Source organism: Salinivibrio sp. IB868 (assembly GCF_001995655.1).
Lineage (GTDB): Bacteria > Pseudomonadota > Gammaproteobacteria > Enterobacterales > Vibrionaceae > Salinivibrio > Salinivibrio siamensis.
Genome location: NZ_MUEW01000003.1, coordinates 249,111 through 264,854, shown reverse-complemented (window position 1 = coordinate 264,854; position 15,744 = coordinate 249,111). Strand labels below are relative to the sequence as shown.

The window sequence follows — 15,744 nt, the reverse complement described above, 5'->3', positions numbered from 1 at the left end:
TACTCCTTATTAAGCTACGTAGCAGATGATTTCACCGCCCAGACCCGCTTTGCGAGCTGCGCGATCGGTCATCAAACCTTTCGAAGTTGATACAACAGCAATACCAAGGCCACCCATCACTGAAGGCAACTCATCTTTCTTTTTGTAGATGCGCAGGCCTGGACGGCTAACACGTTGGATTTGCTCGATAACTGGTTTAGATTCGAAGTATTTCAACGTCACTTCCAGTTCAGGCTTTGCGTCGCTGTTTACTGCGACGTCAGCCACGTAACCTTCTGCTTTTAGTAGCTCAGCAATTGCCACTTTTAGCTTTGACGAAGGCATTTTAACAGCAACTTTCTTTGCTGCCTGACCGTTGCGTAGGCGGGTCAGCATATCCGAGATCGGATCTTGCATGCTCATAAGTCTTTACTCCCGTGATTCAATTACCAGCTTGCCTTACGCAGACCCGGAATCTCGCCTTTCATGCAAGCTTCACGAACCTTGATTCGGCTTAGACCGAATTTGCGTAGGTAGCCATGTGGACGACCAGTCTGGTTACAGCGGTTACGCTGACGAGACTTCGCAGAATCACGTGGTAGCGACTGAAGCTTCAGGACTGCGTCCCAACGCTCTTCGTCTGACGTGTTAACATTCTTAATGGTCGCACGCAGGTTGTCACGCTTTTCAGCATAACGGGCTGCGAGCTTCGCACGTTTTACATCACGTGCTTTCATCGATTTTTTAGCCATAACAGTAACCCTTCACCTTACTTACGGAATGGGAAGTTAAAGGCAGCCAGCAGAGCTCGACCTTCCTCATCTGTACCTGCGGTGGTAGTGATAGTAATATCAAGACCACGGATACGATCGACTTTGTCGTAGTCAATCTCAGGGAAGATGATTTGCTCGCGAACGCCCATGCTGTAGTTACCGCGACCGTCGAACGCTTTCGGGTTCAGACCACGGAAGTCACGGATACGAGGAACTGCGATAGCGATCAAACGCTCAAAGAAGTCCCACATACGCTCGCCACGTAGGGTTACTTTACAACCAATTGGGTAGCCCTCACGGATCTTGAAGCCTGCGACTGATTTACGTGCTTTAGTGATCAGCGGCTTTTGACCAGAAATTGCGGTCATATCAGCTGCTGCGTTTTCAAGCAGTTTTTTGTCGTTCAGAGCTTCGCCCACACCCATGTTAAGGGTGATCTTTTCGATCCCTGGGACTTGCATGATGCTTTTGTAACCAAATTGCTTAGATAGCTCAGCTACAACTGTCTCTTTGTAGTAATCATGCAGTTTCGCCATTGTACTACTCCAGAATTACTTAATAGTTTCGCCATTCGACTTGAAGAAACGCACTTTTTTGCCGTCTTCAAATCGGAAGCCTACACGGTCACCTTTACCAGCAGCTGCGTTAAAGATAGCCACGTTTGAAACGTCAATAGCGGCTTCTTGTTCAACGATGCCACCTTGAGTGCCCAGAGCCGGAACCGGCTTCTGGTGTTTCTTCACGAGGTTAATACCTTCAACGATAACTTTACCGGTCGGTAGAACCTTAGATACTTTACCTTTCTTGCCTTTGTCTTTACCGGCAAGAACGATAACTTCGTCGTTACGACGGATTTTAGCTGCCATGAGATCGCTCCTTACAGAACTTCAGGCGCCAGAGACACAATTTTCATGAACTTCTCAGTACGAAGTTCGCGTGTCACAGGGCCAAAGATACGTGTGCCGACTAGTTGCTCGTTCGTGTTGTTCAACAACACGCAAGCATTGCGGTCGAAGCGAATGACAGAGCCGTCTGGACGACGTACGCCTTTACGGGTGCGAACTACCACCGCCTTAAGCACATCACCTTTTTTCACTTTACCGCGTGGGATTGAATCCTTAACGGTAACTTTGATGATGTCGCCAACGTGGGCGTAACGACGGTGAGAGCCACCCAGAACCTTAATACACATTACACTGCGAGCGCCGGAGTTGTCGGCTGCGTCCAGCATACTTTGCATTTGGATCATTGTTAGTGCTCCGCTGTTATTACATCTAGACCCATCTCGGGTCGGGCTGCCTTTTTACAAGGGCGGCGAATAATAACACTATTTTGACCAGATGGGTAGATAAAAAATAAACGGCCCCCCAAATGAGAGCCGTTTGACTTATTATTGTATGAAAAATCGCTTAGATGCGTGATTTTTCAACAACGCGAACCAATGTCCAAGACTTTTGCTTAGAGATTGGACGACACTCACGAACCTCGACAATGTCACCTTGGTTACACTGGTTTGATTCATCGTGTACATGTAGCTTACTCGTGCGCTTAATGTACTTACCGTAGATTGGGTGTTTCACAAAACGCTCGATAGCAACGACGATAGTTTTATCGCCTTTGTCGCTGATAACGCGACCTTGCTGAGTGCGGATGTTCTCGCTCATTATGCGTTAGCCTTCTCAGTCAGTACGGTTTTTACACGTGCGATATCGCGACGAACAGCTTTAAGAGTGTGAGTTTGCTGAAGTTGGCCAGTAGCCGCTTGCATGCGCAGGTTAAACTGCTCACGTAGCAGACCCATTAGCTCTTCGTTCAGCTGCTCAGCAGTCTTTTCACGTAGTTCTTGTGCTTTCATCACATCACCGCCTTAGTTACGAAAGTGGTTTTGATCGGTAGCTTACGTGAAGCTAATTCAAACGCTTCGCGAGCCAGTGATTCAGGAACACCATCCATTTCGTACAGGACCTTGCCTGGTTGGATTTGGGCAACCCAGTAATCTACTGAACCTTTACCCTTACCCATACGAACTTCCAACGGCTTACCAGTAATTGGTTTGTCAGGGAAGACACGAATCCAGATTTGGCCTTGACGTTTAATGTGACGAGTCATCGCACGACGAGCCGCCTCAATTTGACGCGCAGTGATACGACCGCGACCAACAGCTTTCAGGCCATAGGTACCGAAGCTTACGTCAGTACCGTGCGCCAGACCGCGGTTACGACCTTTAAAAGTCTTGCGGAACTTAGTACGTTTTGGTTGAAGCATCGATAGACTCCTTACTTACGGCCTTTACGCTGCTTCTTCGGCTTGTCAGCCTTTTGCTCAACTTCAGCCATTCCACCTAGGATCTCACCTTTGAAGATCCAGGTTTTAATGCCGATTACACCGTACTGGGTGTGAGCAGAAGAAGTTGCGTAATCAATGTCAGCACGAAGGGTGTGCAGTGGCACACGGCCTTCACGGTACCACTCGGTACGAGCGATTTCAGCGCCGCCAAGACGGCCGCTTACTTCTACTTTGATACCTTTGGCACCTAGGCGCATAGCGTTTTGTACCGCGCGCTTCATCGCACGACGGAACATAACACGGCGCTCTAGCTGTGATGCGATGCTGTCGCCAACAAGTTGCGCATCTAGCTCAGGCTTACGTACTTCAGCGATGTTGATTTGCGCTGGTACACCGGCTAGTTTTGCAACGTGAGCGCGCAGCTTCTCAACATCTTCACCTTTCTTACCGATAACCACACCAGGACGTGCAGTGTGAATAGTCACACGAACACTCTTAGCAGGACGCTCGATAACGATGCGAGAGACTGACGCTTTTTTCAGTTCATTGTTCAAGAACTGACGTACCTTAAAGTCGCCGTCTAGGTTGTCAGCGAAATCTTGGTTATTAGCAAACCAAGTGGAATTCCAAGGCTTAACAATGCCAAGACGAATACCATTAGGATGTACTTTTTGACCCATTGCTTTATCTCCTCGTCTCTTAGCGGTCTGCTACAACAACAGTGATGTGGCTAGAACGCTTCAAGATGCGATCGGCACGGCCTTTTGCACGAGGCATAATACGCTTCATGATTGGGCCTTCATCAACGAAGACTTTGGCGACGCTTAGATCGTCGATATCCGCACCTTCGTTATGCTCGGCGTTTGCAATAGCAGATTCCAACACTTTCTTAACCAGGTCAGCAGCTTTTTTGTTGCTGAAAGTCAGTAGTTCCAGTGCTTGTGCTACGTCTTTACCGCGCACTTGATCCGCAACCAAACGTGCTTTTTGAGGCGAGATACGAGCAAAGCGATGTTTAGCAATAGCTTCCATTTCTTACCCCTTAACGCTTCTTAGCTTTCTTATCAGCAGCATGGCCGCGATAAGTACGTGTTGGTGCAAACTCGCCCAGCTTGTGACCGATCATTTCTTCAGAAACGAAAACGGGTACGTGCTGACGACCATTATGGACAGCGATGGTCAATCCGATCATCTGTGGGATGATCATTGAACGACGGGACCAAGTCTTTAAAGGCTTCTTGTCACCGCTTTCCACCGCTTTCTCTACCTTCTTCAGCAAGTGCAGGTCAATAAAAGGACCTTTCTTGAGAGAACGTGGCATGGCTTATCCTCTGATAATAATTACTTGTTACGACGACGTACGATGTACTTGTCGGTACGTTTGTTCTTACGGGTCTTGAAGCCTTTAGTTGGCATACCCCAAGGTGATACTGGATGACGACCACCTGAGGTACGGCCTTCACCACCACCGTGTGGGTGGTCAATCGGGTTCATTGCAACACCACGTACGCTTGGACGTGCGCCTTTCCAGCGCGCGGCACCGGCTTTACCCAGTTCGCGTAGCATGTGCTCAGAGTTACCCACTTCACCAAGAGTCGCACGACCTTCAGCAAGAACCTTACGCATTTCACCGCTGCGCAGGCGGAGTGTGACGTACGCGCCGTCACGAGCTACGATTTGCGCATATGCACCCGCAGAACGAGCTAACTGACCACCTTTACCAGGCTTAAGCTCGATATTGTGGATAGTAGAACCCACTGGGATGTTACGCATTGGCAGGGTGTTACCTACCTTGATAGCTGAATCTGCACCAGATTGGATCTGATCACCGGCTTTTAGGCCTTTTGGTGCGATGATGTAACGACGTTCACCGTCCGCATACAGTACAAGCGCGATGTTTGCACTACGGTTCGGATCGTACTCGAGACGCTCAACTTTCGCTGGGATGCCGTCTTTAGTACGTTTGAAGTCAATTACACGGTAATGATGCTTGTGACCACCACCGATGTGACGCACTGTGATTCGACCGTTGTTATTGCGACCACCAGACTTAGAGTTTTTCTCTAGCAGTGGTGCATATGGTTTACCTTTGTACAGATCATGGTTAACCACTTTAACAAGGTGACGACGACCCGGTGAAGTCGGCTTACATTTGATAATAGCCATTTGCTTTTACTCCTCCGTCTTACTCAGCGCCGCCAACGAAGTCGATGTCCTGACCTTCTTTCAAGGCAACATACGCTTTTTTCCAGTCGCTACGACGGCCTTCACGCATACCTTGACGTTTGGTCTTACCCTTAACGAGAAGAGTACGAACAGACTTCACTTCAACTTCGAACAGTTTTTCAACTGCCGCTTTGATCTCTTTTTTAGTTGCTTCTTTGGCTACTTTGAATACAACAGTGTTGTTGTTTTCAGCGGCCATCGTCGCTTTTTCAGAGATGTGCGGAGCACGCAGAACTTTTAGGATACGCTCTTCAGTGATCATGCCAGCATCTCCTCAACTTGTTTAACTGCATCAGCAGTCATCACGACTTTGTCGAAAGCGATCAAGCTAACTGGGTCGATGGTATCTGTATCGCGTACGTCAACCTTGTACAGGTTACGTGCGGCAAGGAACAGGTTCTCATCAACTTCGGCAGTGACGATCAGAGCATCGTTCAGCTCAAGCTCTTTCAGCTTAGCGACAAGCTCTTTAGTTTTTGGTGCTTCAACAGAGAAGTTATCAACAACGATCAAACGCTCTTGACGAACCAGCTCTGACAGGATGCTCTTCAGAGCACCACGGTACATCTTTTTGTTTACTTTCTGAGCATGGTCCTGAGGACGTGCTGCGAAAGTGACACCACCGCTGCGCCAGATTGGGCTGCGGATTGTACCTGCACGGGCGCGACCAGTACCCTTCTGACGCCATGGCTTAGCACCGCCACCAGACACGTCTGAACGAGTTTTCTGAGCGCGAGTACCTTGACGGGCACCAGCTGCGTATGCAACGACTACCTGGTGAACCAGGGACTCGTTGAATTCACGCCCGAAGGTAGTTTCGGAAACAGTTAGCGCGTCGGCGCCTTTGACTACCAATTCCATTACTATCTCCTCGACGTTACGCTTTAACGGCTGGTTTAACGATCACGTTGCCACCTGTCGCACCTGGGACTGCACCTTTAATAAGAAGCAGATTGCGCTCAGCGTCAACACGTACGATCTCTAGGTTTTGAGTCGTTACACGCTCAGCACCCATGTGACCTGCCATTTTTTTGCCTTTGAATACGCGACCTGGGCTCTGACATTGACCGATAGAACCAGGCGCACGGTGAGACAAAGAGTTACCGTGGCTCATGTCTTGAGTACGGAAGTTCCAACGCTTAACGCCGCCTTGGAAGCCCTTACCTTTTGACGTGCCAGTAACGTCTACTTTTTTGATTTCAGAGAAAAGATCGACGTTTAGCTCAGCGCCAACTTCGAACTCTTCGCCATTTTCCAGACGGAATTCCCACAAACCGCGACCTGCTTCAACACCTGCTTTCGCAAAGTGACCAGCTTGTGCCTTATTAACACGGCTTGCTTTCTTCTCGCCTGTAGTGATTTGAATTGCGGCATAACCGTCAACTTCAGGCTTACGCACCTGAGCAACACGGTTAGCTTCAACTTCAACTACGGTTACCGGGATAGAAACGCCATCTTCGTTGAAGATACGAGTCATACCGACTTTACGACCGACTAGACCAATCATTATCTACTCCCCCTTAACCCAGGCTGATTTGAACATCAACGCCCGCAGCAAGGTCAAGACGCATCAGAGCGTCAACAGTTTTATCTGTTGGCTCAACGATGTCGATCAGACGTTTGTGAGTACGAATTTCGTACTGGTCACGTGCGTCTTTGTTTACGTGCGGAGAAATAAGAACGGTGAAGCGCTCTTTACGAGTAGGTAGAGGGATTGGTCCCTTAACCTGTGCGCCAGTGCGCTTAGCGGTTTCAACGATTTCCGCTGTAGACTGATCGATCAAACGATGATCGAACGCCTTAAGGCGGATACGGATACGTTGGTTCTGCATGAGACAGAGCTCCAAATTCTAAAATATTTACACAAACAATATCGCCATTCCACCTCATCAAGACGAGGGAATGCCGATTAATTTATGTGAAACCGTAGTGCCAAAATTAGGCACATTGTCAGCCATTATTCTATGACTGCGAACATAAGCGGAGTATACATTAAACGAACAGTTTACTGTTCCATTCCTCGATGCTCATTGGTTCACAACTGCGTCGGAAGTCGCAATGACTTAAGCAGTGCCGGGTATTATACCGATACGCGATAGCTTTGCAAGCCTTGGTTAAAAAATAAGCCCAAACAAAAACGCACCCGATTGGGTGCGTTTTTCTATCTTACTACGTTGAGCGCCGCCTTAGGCTTTGTCGCTGGCGTCTTCGATTATCTGTGCTTGGTTGTAGTTGGCGATACCCACTTTATCAATCAGACCCAACTGGGTTTCGAGCCAATCAATGTGCTCTTCCTCATCATCGAGAATATATTGGAACAAGTCTCGTGACACGAAATCGCGGATGCTTTCGGTGTAAGCAATGGCTTCTTTCAAATCTTCGTGCGCTTGCATCTCTAGCGCCAAATCACACTCGAAGATTTCTTGTGTATCTTCACCAATGCGTAACTTGCCTAAATCTTGCAAATTGGGCGTCCCTTCTAAAAATAAAATACGCTCAATAAGCTTGTCCGCATGTTTCATCTCATCAATGGACTCTTCATATTCTTTATCCGCGATGACTTTTAAGCCCCAGTCTTTGAGCATGCGCGCATGCAGAAAGTACTGATTAATCGCAATCAGTTCGTTGCCGAGTACCGTGTTGAGAAACGCTATCGATTTTGGATCGCCTTTCATGGCAAAAGCCTCCTTGTGGGTTCTACCTAACAAATGTAGAACCCATAAGGAGGCTGTCAAATATTGACGGCAGGTTAACTGGCTTTTTGTAGCGTGATCAGTTGGCTCTCGTCGTATATCATCTCTTTGGCTTGACGTACACATTTACCACATTGCGACCCCAGAGGCGTCAGCTGGCGTAACTCACGGATGCTAGTGACACCTTGTTGGCGCACCCAATGCTTAATGGTCTTATCCGACACGCTGTGGCAAATACAAACTAACATCTTAGCGATCTCATAACCTGAACTATAACGAGAATAGTTTGCATTGCCTTTGAGGTAAAGTTTTTTTATATAACGCTTGGTTATTGATGACTAACTCATTTGAATCAAGGGATGGCGAAAGATAGGGCAAACAAAAAGGGAGCGCAGTGCGCTCCCTTTGATTGATAAGACAAGACGTCTATCAAATTAAGCGATGATGTTAGCAACAACACCCGCGCCTACAGTACGGCCACCTTCACGGATAGCGAAACGTAGGCCTTCGTCCATCGCGATAGGTGCGATCAGCTCAACAACCATCTTGATGTTGTCACCAGGCATTACCATCTCAACGCCTTCTGGCAGCTCGATAGTACCGGTTACGTCAGTTGTACGGAAGTAGAACTGTGGACGATAGCCTTTGAAGAACGGAGTATGACGGCCGCCTTCGTCTTTGCCCAGTACGTATACTTCTGACTCGAACTTGGTGTGCGGAGTGATTGAACCAGGCTTAGCCAGTACTTGGCCACGCTCAACTTCGTCACGCTTAGTACCACGCAGAAGAACACCAACGTTCTCACCCGCACGGCCTTCGTCTAGAAGCTTACGGAACATCTCAACACCGGTACACGTTGTTTTCGCAGTCTCTTTCATACCTACGATTTCAACGTCGTCACCAACAGTGATGATGCCTTGCTCAACACGGCCAGTTACTACGGTACCACGGCCTTGGATTGAGAATACGTCTTCGATTGGCAGGATGAACGGCTTGTCGATCGCACGCTCTGGCTCTGGGATGTAAGAATCCAGCGCTTCAGATAGCTCAACGATCTTCTGCTCCCACTGCTCTTCACCGTTCAGGGCACCTAGCGCTGAGCCTTGGATTACTGGGCAGTCGTCACCTGGGAAGTCGTACTCTGAAAGTAGTTCACGTACTTCCATTTCAACCAGCTCAAGCAGCTCTTCGTCATCAACCATGTCACATTTGTTCATGAACACGATGATGTTTGGAATACCAACCTGACGGCCTAGTAGGATGTGCTCACGCGTCTGTGGCATTGGGCCATCAGTTGCAGCAACAACCAGGATACCACCGTCCATTTGCGCAGCACCGGTGATCATGTTTTTCACATAGTCAGCGTGTCCTGGGCAGTCAACGTGTGCGTAGTGACGGTTTGGCGTATCGTACTCAACGTGAGAAGTTGCGATGGTGATACCACGATCACGCTCTTCTGGTGCGTTATCGATTGACGCGAAGTCACGAGCAGCACCGCCGTGTACTTTTGCAAGTACAGTACAGATAGCTGCGGTCAGCGTAGTTTTACCATGGTCAACGTGGCCGATAGTACCAACGTTAACGTGCGTTTTCGTACGTTCAAATTTTTCTTTAGACACGATCGTCTTCCTTCCTAGTTGTGAGTTAAAGGGCTTGGCCTAGTAACTCAGAAGTCAGTGTTTGATGCCGACCATGATGTCGGCATCTGGACCAAAATAATTAGCTACGCTCTGCGATCAGGGCGTCAGCGATGTTCTTAGGCACTTCACCATACTCGCTGAATTCCATCGAGTAAGATGCACGGCCTTGTGTTGCACTACGTAGGTCAGTAGCGTAACCGAACATTTCAGACAGTGGAACCTGGGCACGTACGATCTTCAGACCCGCTGGGCCTTCATCCATACCACCAATCAGGCCACGACGACGGTTCAAATCACCGACAACGTCACCCATCCACTCTTCTGGCGTGGTTACTTCAACCTTCATCATTGGCTCAAGCATAACAGGCTGCGCGTCGTGTGCACCTTTCTTGAATGCCATTGATGCGGCGATCTTAAACGCCATTTCGTTAGAGTCAACATCGTGGTAAGAACCATCGAACAAGGTTGCCTTAACGTCAAGTACCGGATAGCCAGCGAGTACACCGTTGGCCATCTGCTCTTCGATACCTTTAGCAACAGAGCTGATGTATTCACGTGGAACCACACCACCAACGATTTCGTCAACGAAGACAAAACCTTCGTTTGGCTCTGATGGTTCGATTTTCAGCCATACGTGACCGTACTGACCACGACCACCAGACTGCTTAACGAACTTACCTTCAACTTTGGTGCTACCACGGATGGTTTCGCGATAAGCTACCTGAGGCTTACCAACGTTACACTCAACGTTAAATTCGCGACGCATACGGTCAACGATGATGTCTAGGTGAAGCTCACCCATACCAGAAATCAGGGTCTGGCCAGACTCTTCGTCAGACTCAACACGGAAAGATGGATCTTCTGCCGCCAGTTTACCTAGCGCGATACCCATTTTCTCTTGGTCAGCTTTAGACTTAGGCTCAACCGCGATTTGGATAACTGGATCTGGGAACTCCATGCGCTCTAGGATTACTTTTGAATCCATTGCACATAGGGTGTCACCCGTGGTCACGTCTTTCAGACCAACCGCAGCAGCGATGTCACCGGCACGGATTTCTTTGATCTCTTCACGCTTGTTCGAGTGCATCTGTACGATACGGCCCAAACGCTCACGCTTTTGCTTCACTGAGTTATAGACAGTGTCGCCAGAGTTAACCACGCCTGAGTAAACACGCATAAAGGTCAACGTGCCCACGAATGGGTCGGTTGCAATCTTAAATGCCAGTGATGCAAACGGTTCTTTATCGTCTGCATGACGCTCGATTGGGTTACCGTCTTCGTCTTCACCTTTGATTGACTTAACGTCAATCGGTGAAGGCAAGTATTCGATAACCGCATCCAGTACGGCCTGAACGCCTTTGTTCTTAAACGCAGAACCACAGGTTGCCAGTACGATTTCGTTGTCAAGCGTACGCTGACGCAGCGCTGTCTTGATTTCTTCTTCAGACAACTCACCTTCTTCAAGGTACTTGTCCATCAGCTCTTCAGAGGCTTCCGCAGCAGACTCAACCAGGTAGTTGTGCCATTCTTCTGCTTGCTCTTTCAGATCGTCTGGAATTTCTTCATAGGTATAAGTCATACCCATGTCTTCTTCGTTCCAGTTGATCGCTTTCATTTTGATCAGGTCAATGACGCCCTTGAACTGGTCTTCTGCACCAATGTTCAAGTGAATTGGCACAGGATGTGCGCCAAGACGGTTTTTGATTTGATCAACCACGCGCAGGTAATCGGCACCCGCACGGTCCATCTTGTTCACGAATACCATACGCGGTACTTCGTATTTGTCAGCCTGACGCCATACGGTCTCAGACTGAGGCTCAACACCTGATGAACCACAGAATACAACTACCGCACCATCAAGCACACGCAAAGAACGCTCAACTTCGATAGTGAAGTCAACGTGTCCAGGGGTGTCGATGATGTTTACGCGGTGTTGTTTGAACTGCTGATCAGAACCGGCCCAGAAAGTCGTGGTCGCGGCTGAGGTGATGGTGATACCACGCTCCTGCTCTTGCGACATCCAGTCCATGGTAGCGGCGCCGTCGTGTACCTCACCGATTTTGTGTGACAGACCTGTGTAGAACAGGATCCGCTCGGTAGTCGTGGTTTTACCGGCGTCTACGTGAGCACAAATACCGATGTTACGGTAGCGCTCGATAGGGGTTTTACGAGCCACAATAGTATCCTCTTGCTAAGGTTAACCTTAGAAAATGGGTTTGGCGTGCCCCGAATGGGACACGCCATGAAGGCATTACCAGCGGTAATGTGCGAACGCTTTGTTCGCGTCTGCCATACGGTGAACGTCTTCACGTTTCTTAACAGCAGTACCTTTGTTTTCTGACGCGTCTAGCATCTCGCTTGCTAGGCGCTGAGCCATAGATTTTTCACCACGCTTACGAGCGGCTTCAACCAACCAACGCATAGCCAGTGCGTTACGACGTACAGGACGTACTTCTACTGGCACTTGGTAAGTTGAACCACCTACACGGCGAGATTTAACCTCGACCGCTGGGCGTACGTTTTCAAGAGCTTGTTCGAATACAGCCAAGTGCTCTTTACCAGAACGCTCAGCCATGATGTCTAGTGCACCATAAACGATTTTTTCAGCAGTTGACTTCTTACCGTCAACCATCAGGATGTTTACAAATTTTGCCAGCAATTCTGATCCGAACTTAGGATCTGGAAGAATTTTACGCTGACCAATTACGCGACGACGTGGCATGGATTATCTCCGTTGTCTTCTTCAGGTTTTATCCAAAACTTTTCAGTTTTTTCAAAATTCAATTGTTTGAGTGTTTGGCCTTACTTAACGGAATCCATTAAGACTTAGGACGCTTCACACCGTACTTAGAACGACCTTGTTTACGGCCGTTAACGCCTGCACAGTCTAGTGCGCCACGAACAGTGTGGTAACGCACACCCGGCAAGTCTTTAACACGACCGCCGCGGATAAGCACAACACTGTGCTCTTGCAGGTTGTGGCCTTCACCACCAATGTAAGAGGTGACTTCAAAGCCATTGGTCAAACGTACACGGCATACTTTACGCAGTGCAGAGTTTGGTTTCTTTGGAGTAGTGGTGTAAACACGAGTACATACACCACGTTTTTGTGGACACGCTTCCAACGCAGGCACGTTGCTTTTCGCAACTTGCTTCAAGCGTGGCTTGCGGACCAGCTGGTTAATAGTTGCCATTAAATAGCTCCTGATATTACTTAACGTATAAGTGTGAAAAATCTAGCCCCAATACAACAGGGACGCGAAATTTTAGGCGTCGGGGTATGGGGTGTCAAGATTTATACAGAGATCTTTGCATTGTTTGTTTTTCGAACAACACGCGGGGGATTTTCACACACGACAAAGACTAGCCGATTACCATGTCATTTGCGTGACATGTTCAGCACTCAAATCGACCAATTGATGCATATCAATCAGCTCAGCACGAGGGTGTAATGTATCGCCTAGCCCTCGTGCGTCCACATCATCTTTGAGCAAATAAACAGCATGAGTCTCGGTAAACAATCGGGTTGCCCACTCGCTCCCCGCCATCCCGGCGACGACGGCATCGCTGATCAAGACAATCGCACTGTTTGACGGCGCGTAGTCTAAGCACTGTGCCAAGGCTTGACGGCTGTATGGTGAGTGTTTGACCAGGTGCAGCACGGCCTTCTCCTTAAAAATGCAAAATGCGATCGCAGCCTGACAGCTGCGTTTTGATTTGCTCGACGGATAACGCTTGAGTTGGCAGCACAGTCGAGGCTTGCTCAAGTCCTCGTGCGGTCAACGAGGCCTGACAGACATAAATCGCTTCGACATCACACAAAGGGAGCATTTTAAAACTGGCAATATAGTCGCGGCTCAAAATGTGGCTCGGTTGCTGCCCTTCAAGTAATTGAAAGACACCGTCGCCGATAAAAAACACCGCAAGGTTGTCACAAAAGGCGGACGCGGCAAGCAGCGCATCAAGCCCTTCTCGACCACTCGCGCGACCGTGAGGCGCCGAGGAAAAAACAAACCCTATTTGCATCACATCCCCCTTAAAACTGCATCACGCGGTCTGCGGTCAATAAAGCTTCCGCTAGCGCTCCGAGCCCCGCTTGTGAAAACCCCGCGGCCAAGGTGCTTTGCGCTAACTCATGTTGTGTCGCTTCCTGATCACTGATCACACCACGGCGCAGCGCCGCCGCCACGCACGTTTCCAGTTGCACCTGATGATCTCGCGCGAGGGTTTGCCATGCTGTCACCATATCAAACTCATCGTTGGCAGGCACCGTGGTCGCCATGCCGTTTAACACGCCGTCTTGATAAAAGAACACCTTACTGACCTGATGTCCTGCTTCAATCGCCGCACAGGCAAACTGATACGCGGTACGTGCCATCTGTGACCCATAAGCCGGCTCAGTCACCACTAACACATACTGCAAACTCATGACTCAGCCTCTTCGGTTTTACGTTGTCTGACGTAAAGGTACACCGTATGTTTAGAGATATTCAGCCGAGCCGCGACCCGATTAATGGCATCCTTGATATCAAAAATGCCTTTATCATAGAGCGCCATCACTATCTGGCGGTTTTTGGTATTGTTAGACACGCTTTTATCGGCGTTCACTTCTTCAACGGTACGCTCGACCGTTTGATCCACCAGCTCGTCAACATCACTGGCAAAGTTAACCGATGAGGCCGCTTGTTTAGCTTGGTCGTCGGGGATGAAGGCTTGCAGTACCTGAGAAAAAGGGGCATCTAAATTGATATTGATACATAACAGCCCAATGATGCGATTGTCTCCATTGCGAATGGCCACCGTGATTGATTTCATCAAGGTGCCACTTTTCGCACGCGTAAAGTAAGCGCGAGAAAAGTTGCGCTCGGACCCTTCGATATCACGTAGCATACGCAACGCTAAATCAGTGATGGGCGAGCCTACCTGGCGCCCGGTGTTCTCGCCATTGGCAATTTTTATTGCAGACTTATTTAAATCGTCTAATGCATGCAGCACGATTTCACAGTGCTCACCAATCAAGGCTGCTAGCCCATCAACCACAGCCGAATATGACTGCAATATAATGCTGTCTTGTTGGTTGAGTGGATTGGGCTCAATGAGCTCACTTTCCGTCATAATGTTCGCGCCAAAACCCTCTGTCGGTACCACGTACGCCTATCCTTATTCGACCATGTCTCTTTTTTGTTCTGCGCTCAGTTTAACAGAATTCACGCTGAAAAATGTAAAAAGCCCCGGCTAGGCCGGGGCGAATGCTATACGACAAGACGGGGTGATTTAGCCTTCGCTGGCCGCTTCTTTGTTGCTATCGTCTTTAATTTCAAGTAACTCAACATCAAACACCAAGGTTGAATTAGCCGGGATCGATGCGGTGTCTTGGTCGCCATAAGCCAACTCTGGCGGCACAACAAAGGTGAACTTAGAGCCTACAGGCATCAGCTGCACCCCTTCAGTCCAACCTGGGATCACACGATTAAGCGGGAACGTCGCAGGTTCACCACGCTCGTACGAGCTATCAAATTGCGTACCGTCAGTCAGAGTACCTTTATAATGCACCACGACGGTGTCTTCAGCTGATGGCTTCTCGCCATCACCCATGCTATCGACTTTGTACAACAGCCCAGAGTCAGTTTCCTTTACGCCTTCTTTCTGCGCGAACTCAGTGCGGTATTTTTCACCGTCAGCGATGGCGGCTTCTGCCTTTTCTTTCGCTTGTTGCTGCGCAAGCTTGGTCACACGCTGATCAAGCGATTGCAGTGCCGCTTGTGCTTGCTCATCAGTTAACTTTGACTCACCTTGAAAGACGTCTTGCACCCCTTGCAATACCACCTCTTTATCCAGCTCGAGACCAATCTCGGCCTGCTGCTCCAAATTGGCGTTGAGGTATTGTGCCAAAGAAGCGCCAATCGCGTAGGCTGCTTTGTCGTCTTCGTTCGCAAACGCTGCTTCGGCTTTTTCAGCCGCTTGGTTAGTTTGCTCTACTTTTGCGTCTTCTTGCTGACAGCCGACGGCAAAGGCAACGGTTGCCGCGAGTAGCGACATCTTCATTACTGATTTCATTGGGTACTCCGTTGATGGTAAGGATTAATCCTCGTATTGTATTTACTGACGCATCAACCATGCGAAAGCCTGTTTCTATCCATATACTCG

Annotated in this window: 27 protein-coding genes; all 27 read right to left on the bottom strand. The window is 48.9% G+C overall.

The window, feature by feature from the left end; translation table 11 throughout:
- Positions 1-9 precede the first annotated feature (9 nt).
- The 27 genes from rpsH to fkpA all read right to left on the bottom strand — a co-directional run bounded on the left by rpsH (position 10) and on the right by fkpA (position 15,654).
- A complete protein-coding gene (gene rpsH / locus BZG20_RS04835) occupies positions 10-402 on the bottom strand; it encodes a 30S ribosomal protein S8 (RefSeq protein WP_046074800.1) in 393 nt (130 codons plus the stop codon).
- A 23-nt stretch (positions 403-425) separates the two neighbouring features.
- Complete coding sequence (gene rpsN / locus BZG20_RS04830) at positions 426-731, bottom strand: 30S ribosomal protein S14 (protein WP_046074799.1); 306 nt, start codon at positions 729-731, stop codon at positions 426-428.
- Positions 732-748: 17 nt separating this feature from the next.
- The gene (gene rplE / locus BZG20_RS04825) at positions 749-1,288 is read right to left on the bottom strand and encodes a 50S ribosomal protein L5 (RefSeq protein ID WP_021024475.1); all 540 of its coding nucleotides are present in this window, start codon (positions 1,286-1,288) and stop codon (positions 749-751) included.
- A 15-nt stretch (positions 1,289-1,303) separates the two neighbouring features.
- Positions 1,304-1,618: a 50S ribosomal protein L24 gene (gene rplX, locus BZG20_RS04820; RefSeq protein WP_021024474.1), complete on the bottom strand. Its 315-nt coding sequence runs from the start codon at positions 1,616-1,618 to the stop codon at positions 1,304-1,306.
- A gap of 11 nt (positions 1,619-1,629) precedes the next feature.
- Positions 1,630-2,001 (bottom strand): 50S ribosomal protein L14, encoded by a 372-nt coding sequence (gene rplN / locus BZG20_RS04815; RefSeq protein WP_046074798.1) that lies wholly within the window; start codon positions 1,999-2,001, stop codon positions 1,630-1,632.
- A gap of 160 nt (positions 2,002-2,161) precedes the next feature.
- On the bottom strand, positions 2,162-2,416 hold the full coding sequence (gene rpsQ, locus BZG20_RS04810) for a 30S ribosomal protein S17 (protein ID WP_077578276.1): 255 nt from the start codon (positions 2,414-2,416) through the stop codon (positions 2,162-2,164).
- Positions 2,416-2,607, bottom strand: coding sequence for a 50S ribosomal protein L29 (rpmC, locus tag BZG20_RS04805; RefSeq protein WP_046074796.1), 192 nt, complete (start codon positions 2,605-2,607; stop codon positions 2,416-2,418). Before rpmC ends, rpsQ begins: the two co-directional genes overlap by 1 nt.
- Complete coding sequence (gene rplP, locus BZG20_RS04800) at positions 2,607-3,017, bottom strand: 50S ribosomal protein L16 (RefSeq protein ID WP_021024470.1); 411 nt, start codon at positions 3,015-3,017, stop codon at positions 2,607-2,609. The genes rpmC and rplP overlap by 1 nt, the downstream gene beginning before the upstream one ends.
- Positions 3,018-3,028: 11 nt before the next feature.
- Positions 3,029-3,718 (bottom strand): 30S ribosomal protein S3, encoded by a 690-nt coding sequence (rpsC, locus tag BZG20_RS04795; RefSeq protein ID WP_046074795.1) that lies wholly within the window; start codon positions 3,716-3,718, stop codon positions 3,029-3,031.
- Positions 3,719-3,737: 19 nt separating this feature from the next.
- Positions 3,738-4,070 (bottom strand): 50S ribosomal protein L22, encoded by a 333-nt coding sequence (gene rplV / locus BZG20_RS04790; RefSeq protein WP_046074794.1) that lies wholly within the window; start codon positions 4,068-4,070, stop codon positions 3,738-3,740.
- Positions 4,071-4,080: 10 nt separating this feature from the next.
- Positions 4,081-4,359: a 30S ribosomal protein S19 gene (rpsS, locus tag BZG20_RS04785; protein WP_021024467.1), complete on the bottom strand. Its 279-nt coding sequence runs from the start codon at positions 4,357-4,359 to the stop codon at positions 4,081-4,083.
- Between the two features lie 20 nt (positions 4,360-4,379).
- Positions 4,380-5,204 carry a 50S ribosomal protein L2 gene (gene rplB / locus BZG20_RS04780; protein ID WP_077578275.1) on the bottom strand — a complete coding sequence of 275 codons (825 nt, stop codon included), beginning with the start codon at positions 5,202-5,204 and terminating at the stop codon, positions 4,380-4,382.
- 19 nt (positions 5,205-5,223) lie between these two features.
- Positions 5,224-5,526: a 50S ribosomal protein L23 gene (gene rplW, locus BZG20_RS04775; RefSeq protein ID WP_021024465.1), complete on the bottom strand. Its 303-nt coding sequence runs from the start codon at positions 5,524-5,526 to the stop codon at positions 5,224-5,226.
- Entirely contained in the window at positions 5,523-6,125 is a 603-nt protein-coding gene (rplD, locus tag BZG20_RS04770) for a 50S ribosomal protein L4 (RefSeq protein ID WP_046074792.1), read from the bottom strand. The genes rplW and rplD overlap by 4 nt, the downstream gene beginning before the upstream one ends.
- A 16-nt stretch (positions 6,126-6,141) precedes the next feature.
- On the bottom strand, positions 6,142-6,771 hold the full coding sequence (rplC, locus tag BZG20_RS04765; RefSeq protein WP_077578274.1) for a 50S ribosomal protein L3: 630 nt from the start codon (positions 6,769-6,771) through the stop codon (positions 6,142-6,144).
- Between the two features lie 13 nt (positions 6,772-6,784).
- Positions 6,785-7,096, bottom strand: coding sequence for a 30S ribosomal protein S10 (rpsJ, locus tag BZG20_RS04760; RefSeq protein ID WP_002541412.1), 312 nt, complete (start codon positions 7,094-7,096; stop codon positions 6,785-6,787).
- 354 nt (positions 7,097-7,450) lie between these two features.
- Complete coding sequence (gene bfr / locus BZG20_RS04755; protein WP_046074790.1) at positions 7,451-7,939, bottom strand: bacterioferritin; 489 nt, start codon at positions 7,937-7,939, stop codon at positions 7,451-7,453.
- Between the two features lie 74 nt (positions 7,940-8,013).
- Positions 8,014-8,205, bottom strand: coding sequence for a bacterioferritin-associated ferredoxin (gene bfd, locus BZG20_RS04750; RefSeq protein WP_077578273.1), 192 nt, complete (start codon positions 8,203-8,205; stop codon positions 8,014-8,016).
- 186 nt (positions 8,206-8,391) lie between these two features.
- Entirely contained in the window at positions 8,392-9,576 is a 1,185-nt protein-coding gene (tuf, locus tag BZG20_RS04745; RefSeq protein WP_077578272.1) for an elongation factor Tu, read from the bottom strand.
- 100 nt (positions 9,577-9,676) lie between these two features.
- On the bottom strand, positions 9,677-11,773 hold the full coding sequence (gene fusA / locus BZG20_RS04740; RefSeq protein ID WP_046074788.1) for an elongation factor G: 2,097 nt from the start codon (positions 11,771-11,773) through the stop codon (positions 9,677-9,679).
- A 75-nt stretch (positions 11,774-11,848) separates the two neighbouring features.
- The gene (rpsG, locus tag BZG20_RS04735; protein ID WP_025673237.1) at positions 11,849-12,319 is read right to left on the bottom strand and encodes a 30S ribosomal protein S7; all 471 of its coding nucleotides are present in this window, start codon (positions 12,317-12,319) and stop codon (positions 11,849-11,851) included.
- Positions 12,320-12,416: 97 nt separating this feature from the next.
- Positions 12,417-12,791: a 30S ribosomal protein S12 gene (gene rpsL / locus BZG20_RS04730; RefSeq protein WP_025673238.1), complete on the bottom strand. Its 375-nt coding sequence runs from the start codon at positions 12,789-12,791 to the stop codon at positions 12,417-12,419.
- Positions 12,792-12,968: 177 nt separating this feature from the next.
- Positions 12,969-13,259, bottom strand: a complete 291-nt coding sequence (tusB, locus tag BZG20_RS04725; RefSeq protein WP_158010016.1) for a sulfurtransferase complex subunit TusB — start codon at positions 13,257-13,259, stop codon at positions 12,969-12,971.
- Between the two features lie 10 nt (positions 13,260-13,269).
- Positions 13,270-13,626: a sulfurtransferase complex subunit TusC gene (gene tusC, locus BZG20_RS04720; RefSeq protein WP_077578270.1), complete on the bottom strand. Its 357-nt coding sequence runs from the start codon at positions 13,624-13,626 to the stop codon at positions 13,270-13,272.
- Between the two features lie 7 nt (positions 13,627-13,633).
- On the bottom strand, positions 13,634-14,026 hold the full coding sequence (gene tusD / locus BZG20_RS04715; RefSeq protein ID WP_046074785.1) for a sulfurtransferase complex subunit TusD: 393 nt from the start codon (positions 14,024-14,026) through the stop codon (positions 13,634-13,636).
- Complete coding sequence (locus BZG20_RS04710) at positions 14,023-14,745, bottom strand: transcriptional regulator (protein ID WP_046074784.1); 723 nt, start codon at positions 14,743-14,745, stop codon at positions 14,023-14,025. Before BZG20_RS04710 ends, tusD begins: the two co-directional genes overlap by 4 nt.
- A 126-nt stretch (positions 14,746-14,871) precedes the next feature.
- The gene (fkpA, locus tag BZG20_RS04705; protein WP_046074783.1) at positions 14,872-15,654 is read right to left on the bottom strand and encodes an FKBP-type peptidyl-prolyl cis-trans isomerase; all 783 of its coding nucleotides are present in this window, start codon (positions 15,652-15,654) and stop codon (positions 14,872-14,874) included.
- Positions 15,655-15,744: the final 90 nt, after the last annotated feature.

Bases quoted from the DNA above. Each gene is read 5' to 3' on its own strand.
- rpsH (WP_046074800.1), bottom strand. From the start codon at position 402: ATGAGCATGCAAGATCCGATCTCGGATATGCTGACCCGCCTACGCAAC.
- rpsN (WP_046074799.1), bottom strand. From the start codon at position 731: ATGGCTAAAAAATCGATGAAAGCACGTGATGTAAAACGTGCGAAGCTC.
- rplE (WP_021024475.1), bottom strand. From the start codon at position 1,288: ATGGCGAAACTGCATGATTACTACAAAGAGACAGTTGTAGCTGAGCTA.
- rplX (WP_021024474.1), bottom strand. From the start codon at position 1,618: ATGGCAGCTAAAATCCGTCGTAACGACGAAGTTATCGTTCTTGCCGGT.
- rplN (WP_046074798.1), bottom strand. From the start codon at position 2,001: ATGATCCAAATGCAAAGTATGCTGGACGCAGCCGACAACTCCGGCGCT.
- rpsQ (WP_077578276.1), bottom strand. From the start codon at position 2,416: ATGAGCGAGAACATCCGCACTCAGCAAGGTCGCGTTATCAGCGACAAA.
- rpmC (WP_046074796.1), bottom strand. From the start codon at position 2,607: ATGAAAGCACAAGAACTACGTGAAAAGACTGCTGAGCAGCTGAACGAA.
- rplP (WP_021024470.1), bottom strand. From the start codon at position 3,017: ATGCTTCAACCAAAACGTACTAAGTTCCGCAAGACTTTTAAAGGTCGT.
- rpsC (WP_046074795.1), bottom strand. From the start codon at position 3,718: ATGGGTCAAAAAGTACATCCTAATGGTATTCGTCTTGGCATTGTTAAG.
- rplV (WP_046074794.1), bottom strand. From the start codon at position 4,070: ATGGAAGCTATTGCTAAACATCGCTTTGCTCGTATCTCGCCTCAAAAA.
- rpsS (WP_021024467.1), bottom strand. From the start codon at position 4,359: ATGCCACGTTCTCTCAAGAAAGGTCCTTTTATTGACCTGCACTTGCTG.
- rplB (WP_077578275.1), bottom strand. From the start codon at position 5,204: ATGGCTATTATCAAATGTAAGCCGACTTCACCGGGTCGTCGTCACCTT.
- rplW (WP_021024465.1), bottom strand. From the start codon at position 5,526: ATGATCACTGAAGAGCGTATCCTAAAAGTTCTGCGTGCTCCGCACATC.
- rplD (WP_046074792.1), bottom strand. From the start codon at position 6,125: ATGGAATTGGTAGTCAAAGGCGCCGACGCGCTAACTGTTTCCGAAACT.
- rplC (WP_077578274.1), bottom strand. From the start codon at position 6,771: ATGATTGGTCTAGTCGGTCGTAAAGTCGGTATGACTCGTATCTTCAAC.
- rpsJ (WP_002541412.1), bottom strand. From the start codon at position 7,096: ATGCAGAACCAACGTATCCGTATCCGCCTTAAGGCGTTCGATCATCGT.
- bfr (WP_046074790.1), bottom strand. From the start codon at position 7,939: ATGAAAGGCGATCCAAAATCGATAGCGTTTCTCAACACGGTACTCGGC.
- bfd (WP_077578273.1), bottom strand. From the start codon at position 8,205: ATGTTAGTTTGTATTTGCCACAGCGTGTCGGATAAGACCATTAAGCAT.
- rpsG (WP_025673237.1), bottom strand. From the start codon at position 12,319: ATGCCACGTCGTCGCGTAATTGGTCAGCGTAAAATTCTTCCAGATCCT.
- rpsL (WP_025673238.1), bottom strand. From the start codon at position 12,791: ATGGCAACTATTAACCAGCTGGTCCGCAAGCCACGCTTGAAGCAAGTT.
- tusD (WP_046074785.1), bottom strand. From the start codon at position 14,026: ATGAGTTTGCAGTATGTGTTAGTGGTGACTGAGCCGGCTTATGGGTCA.
- fkpA (WP_046074783.1), bottom strand. From the start codon at position 15,654: ATGAAATCAGTAATGAAGATGTCGCTACTCGCGGCAACCGTTGCCTTT.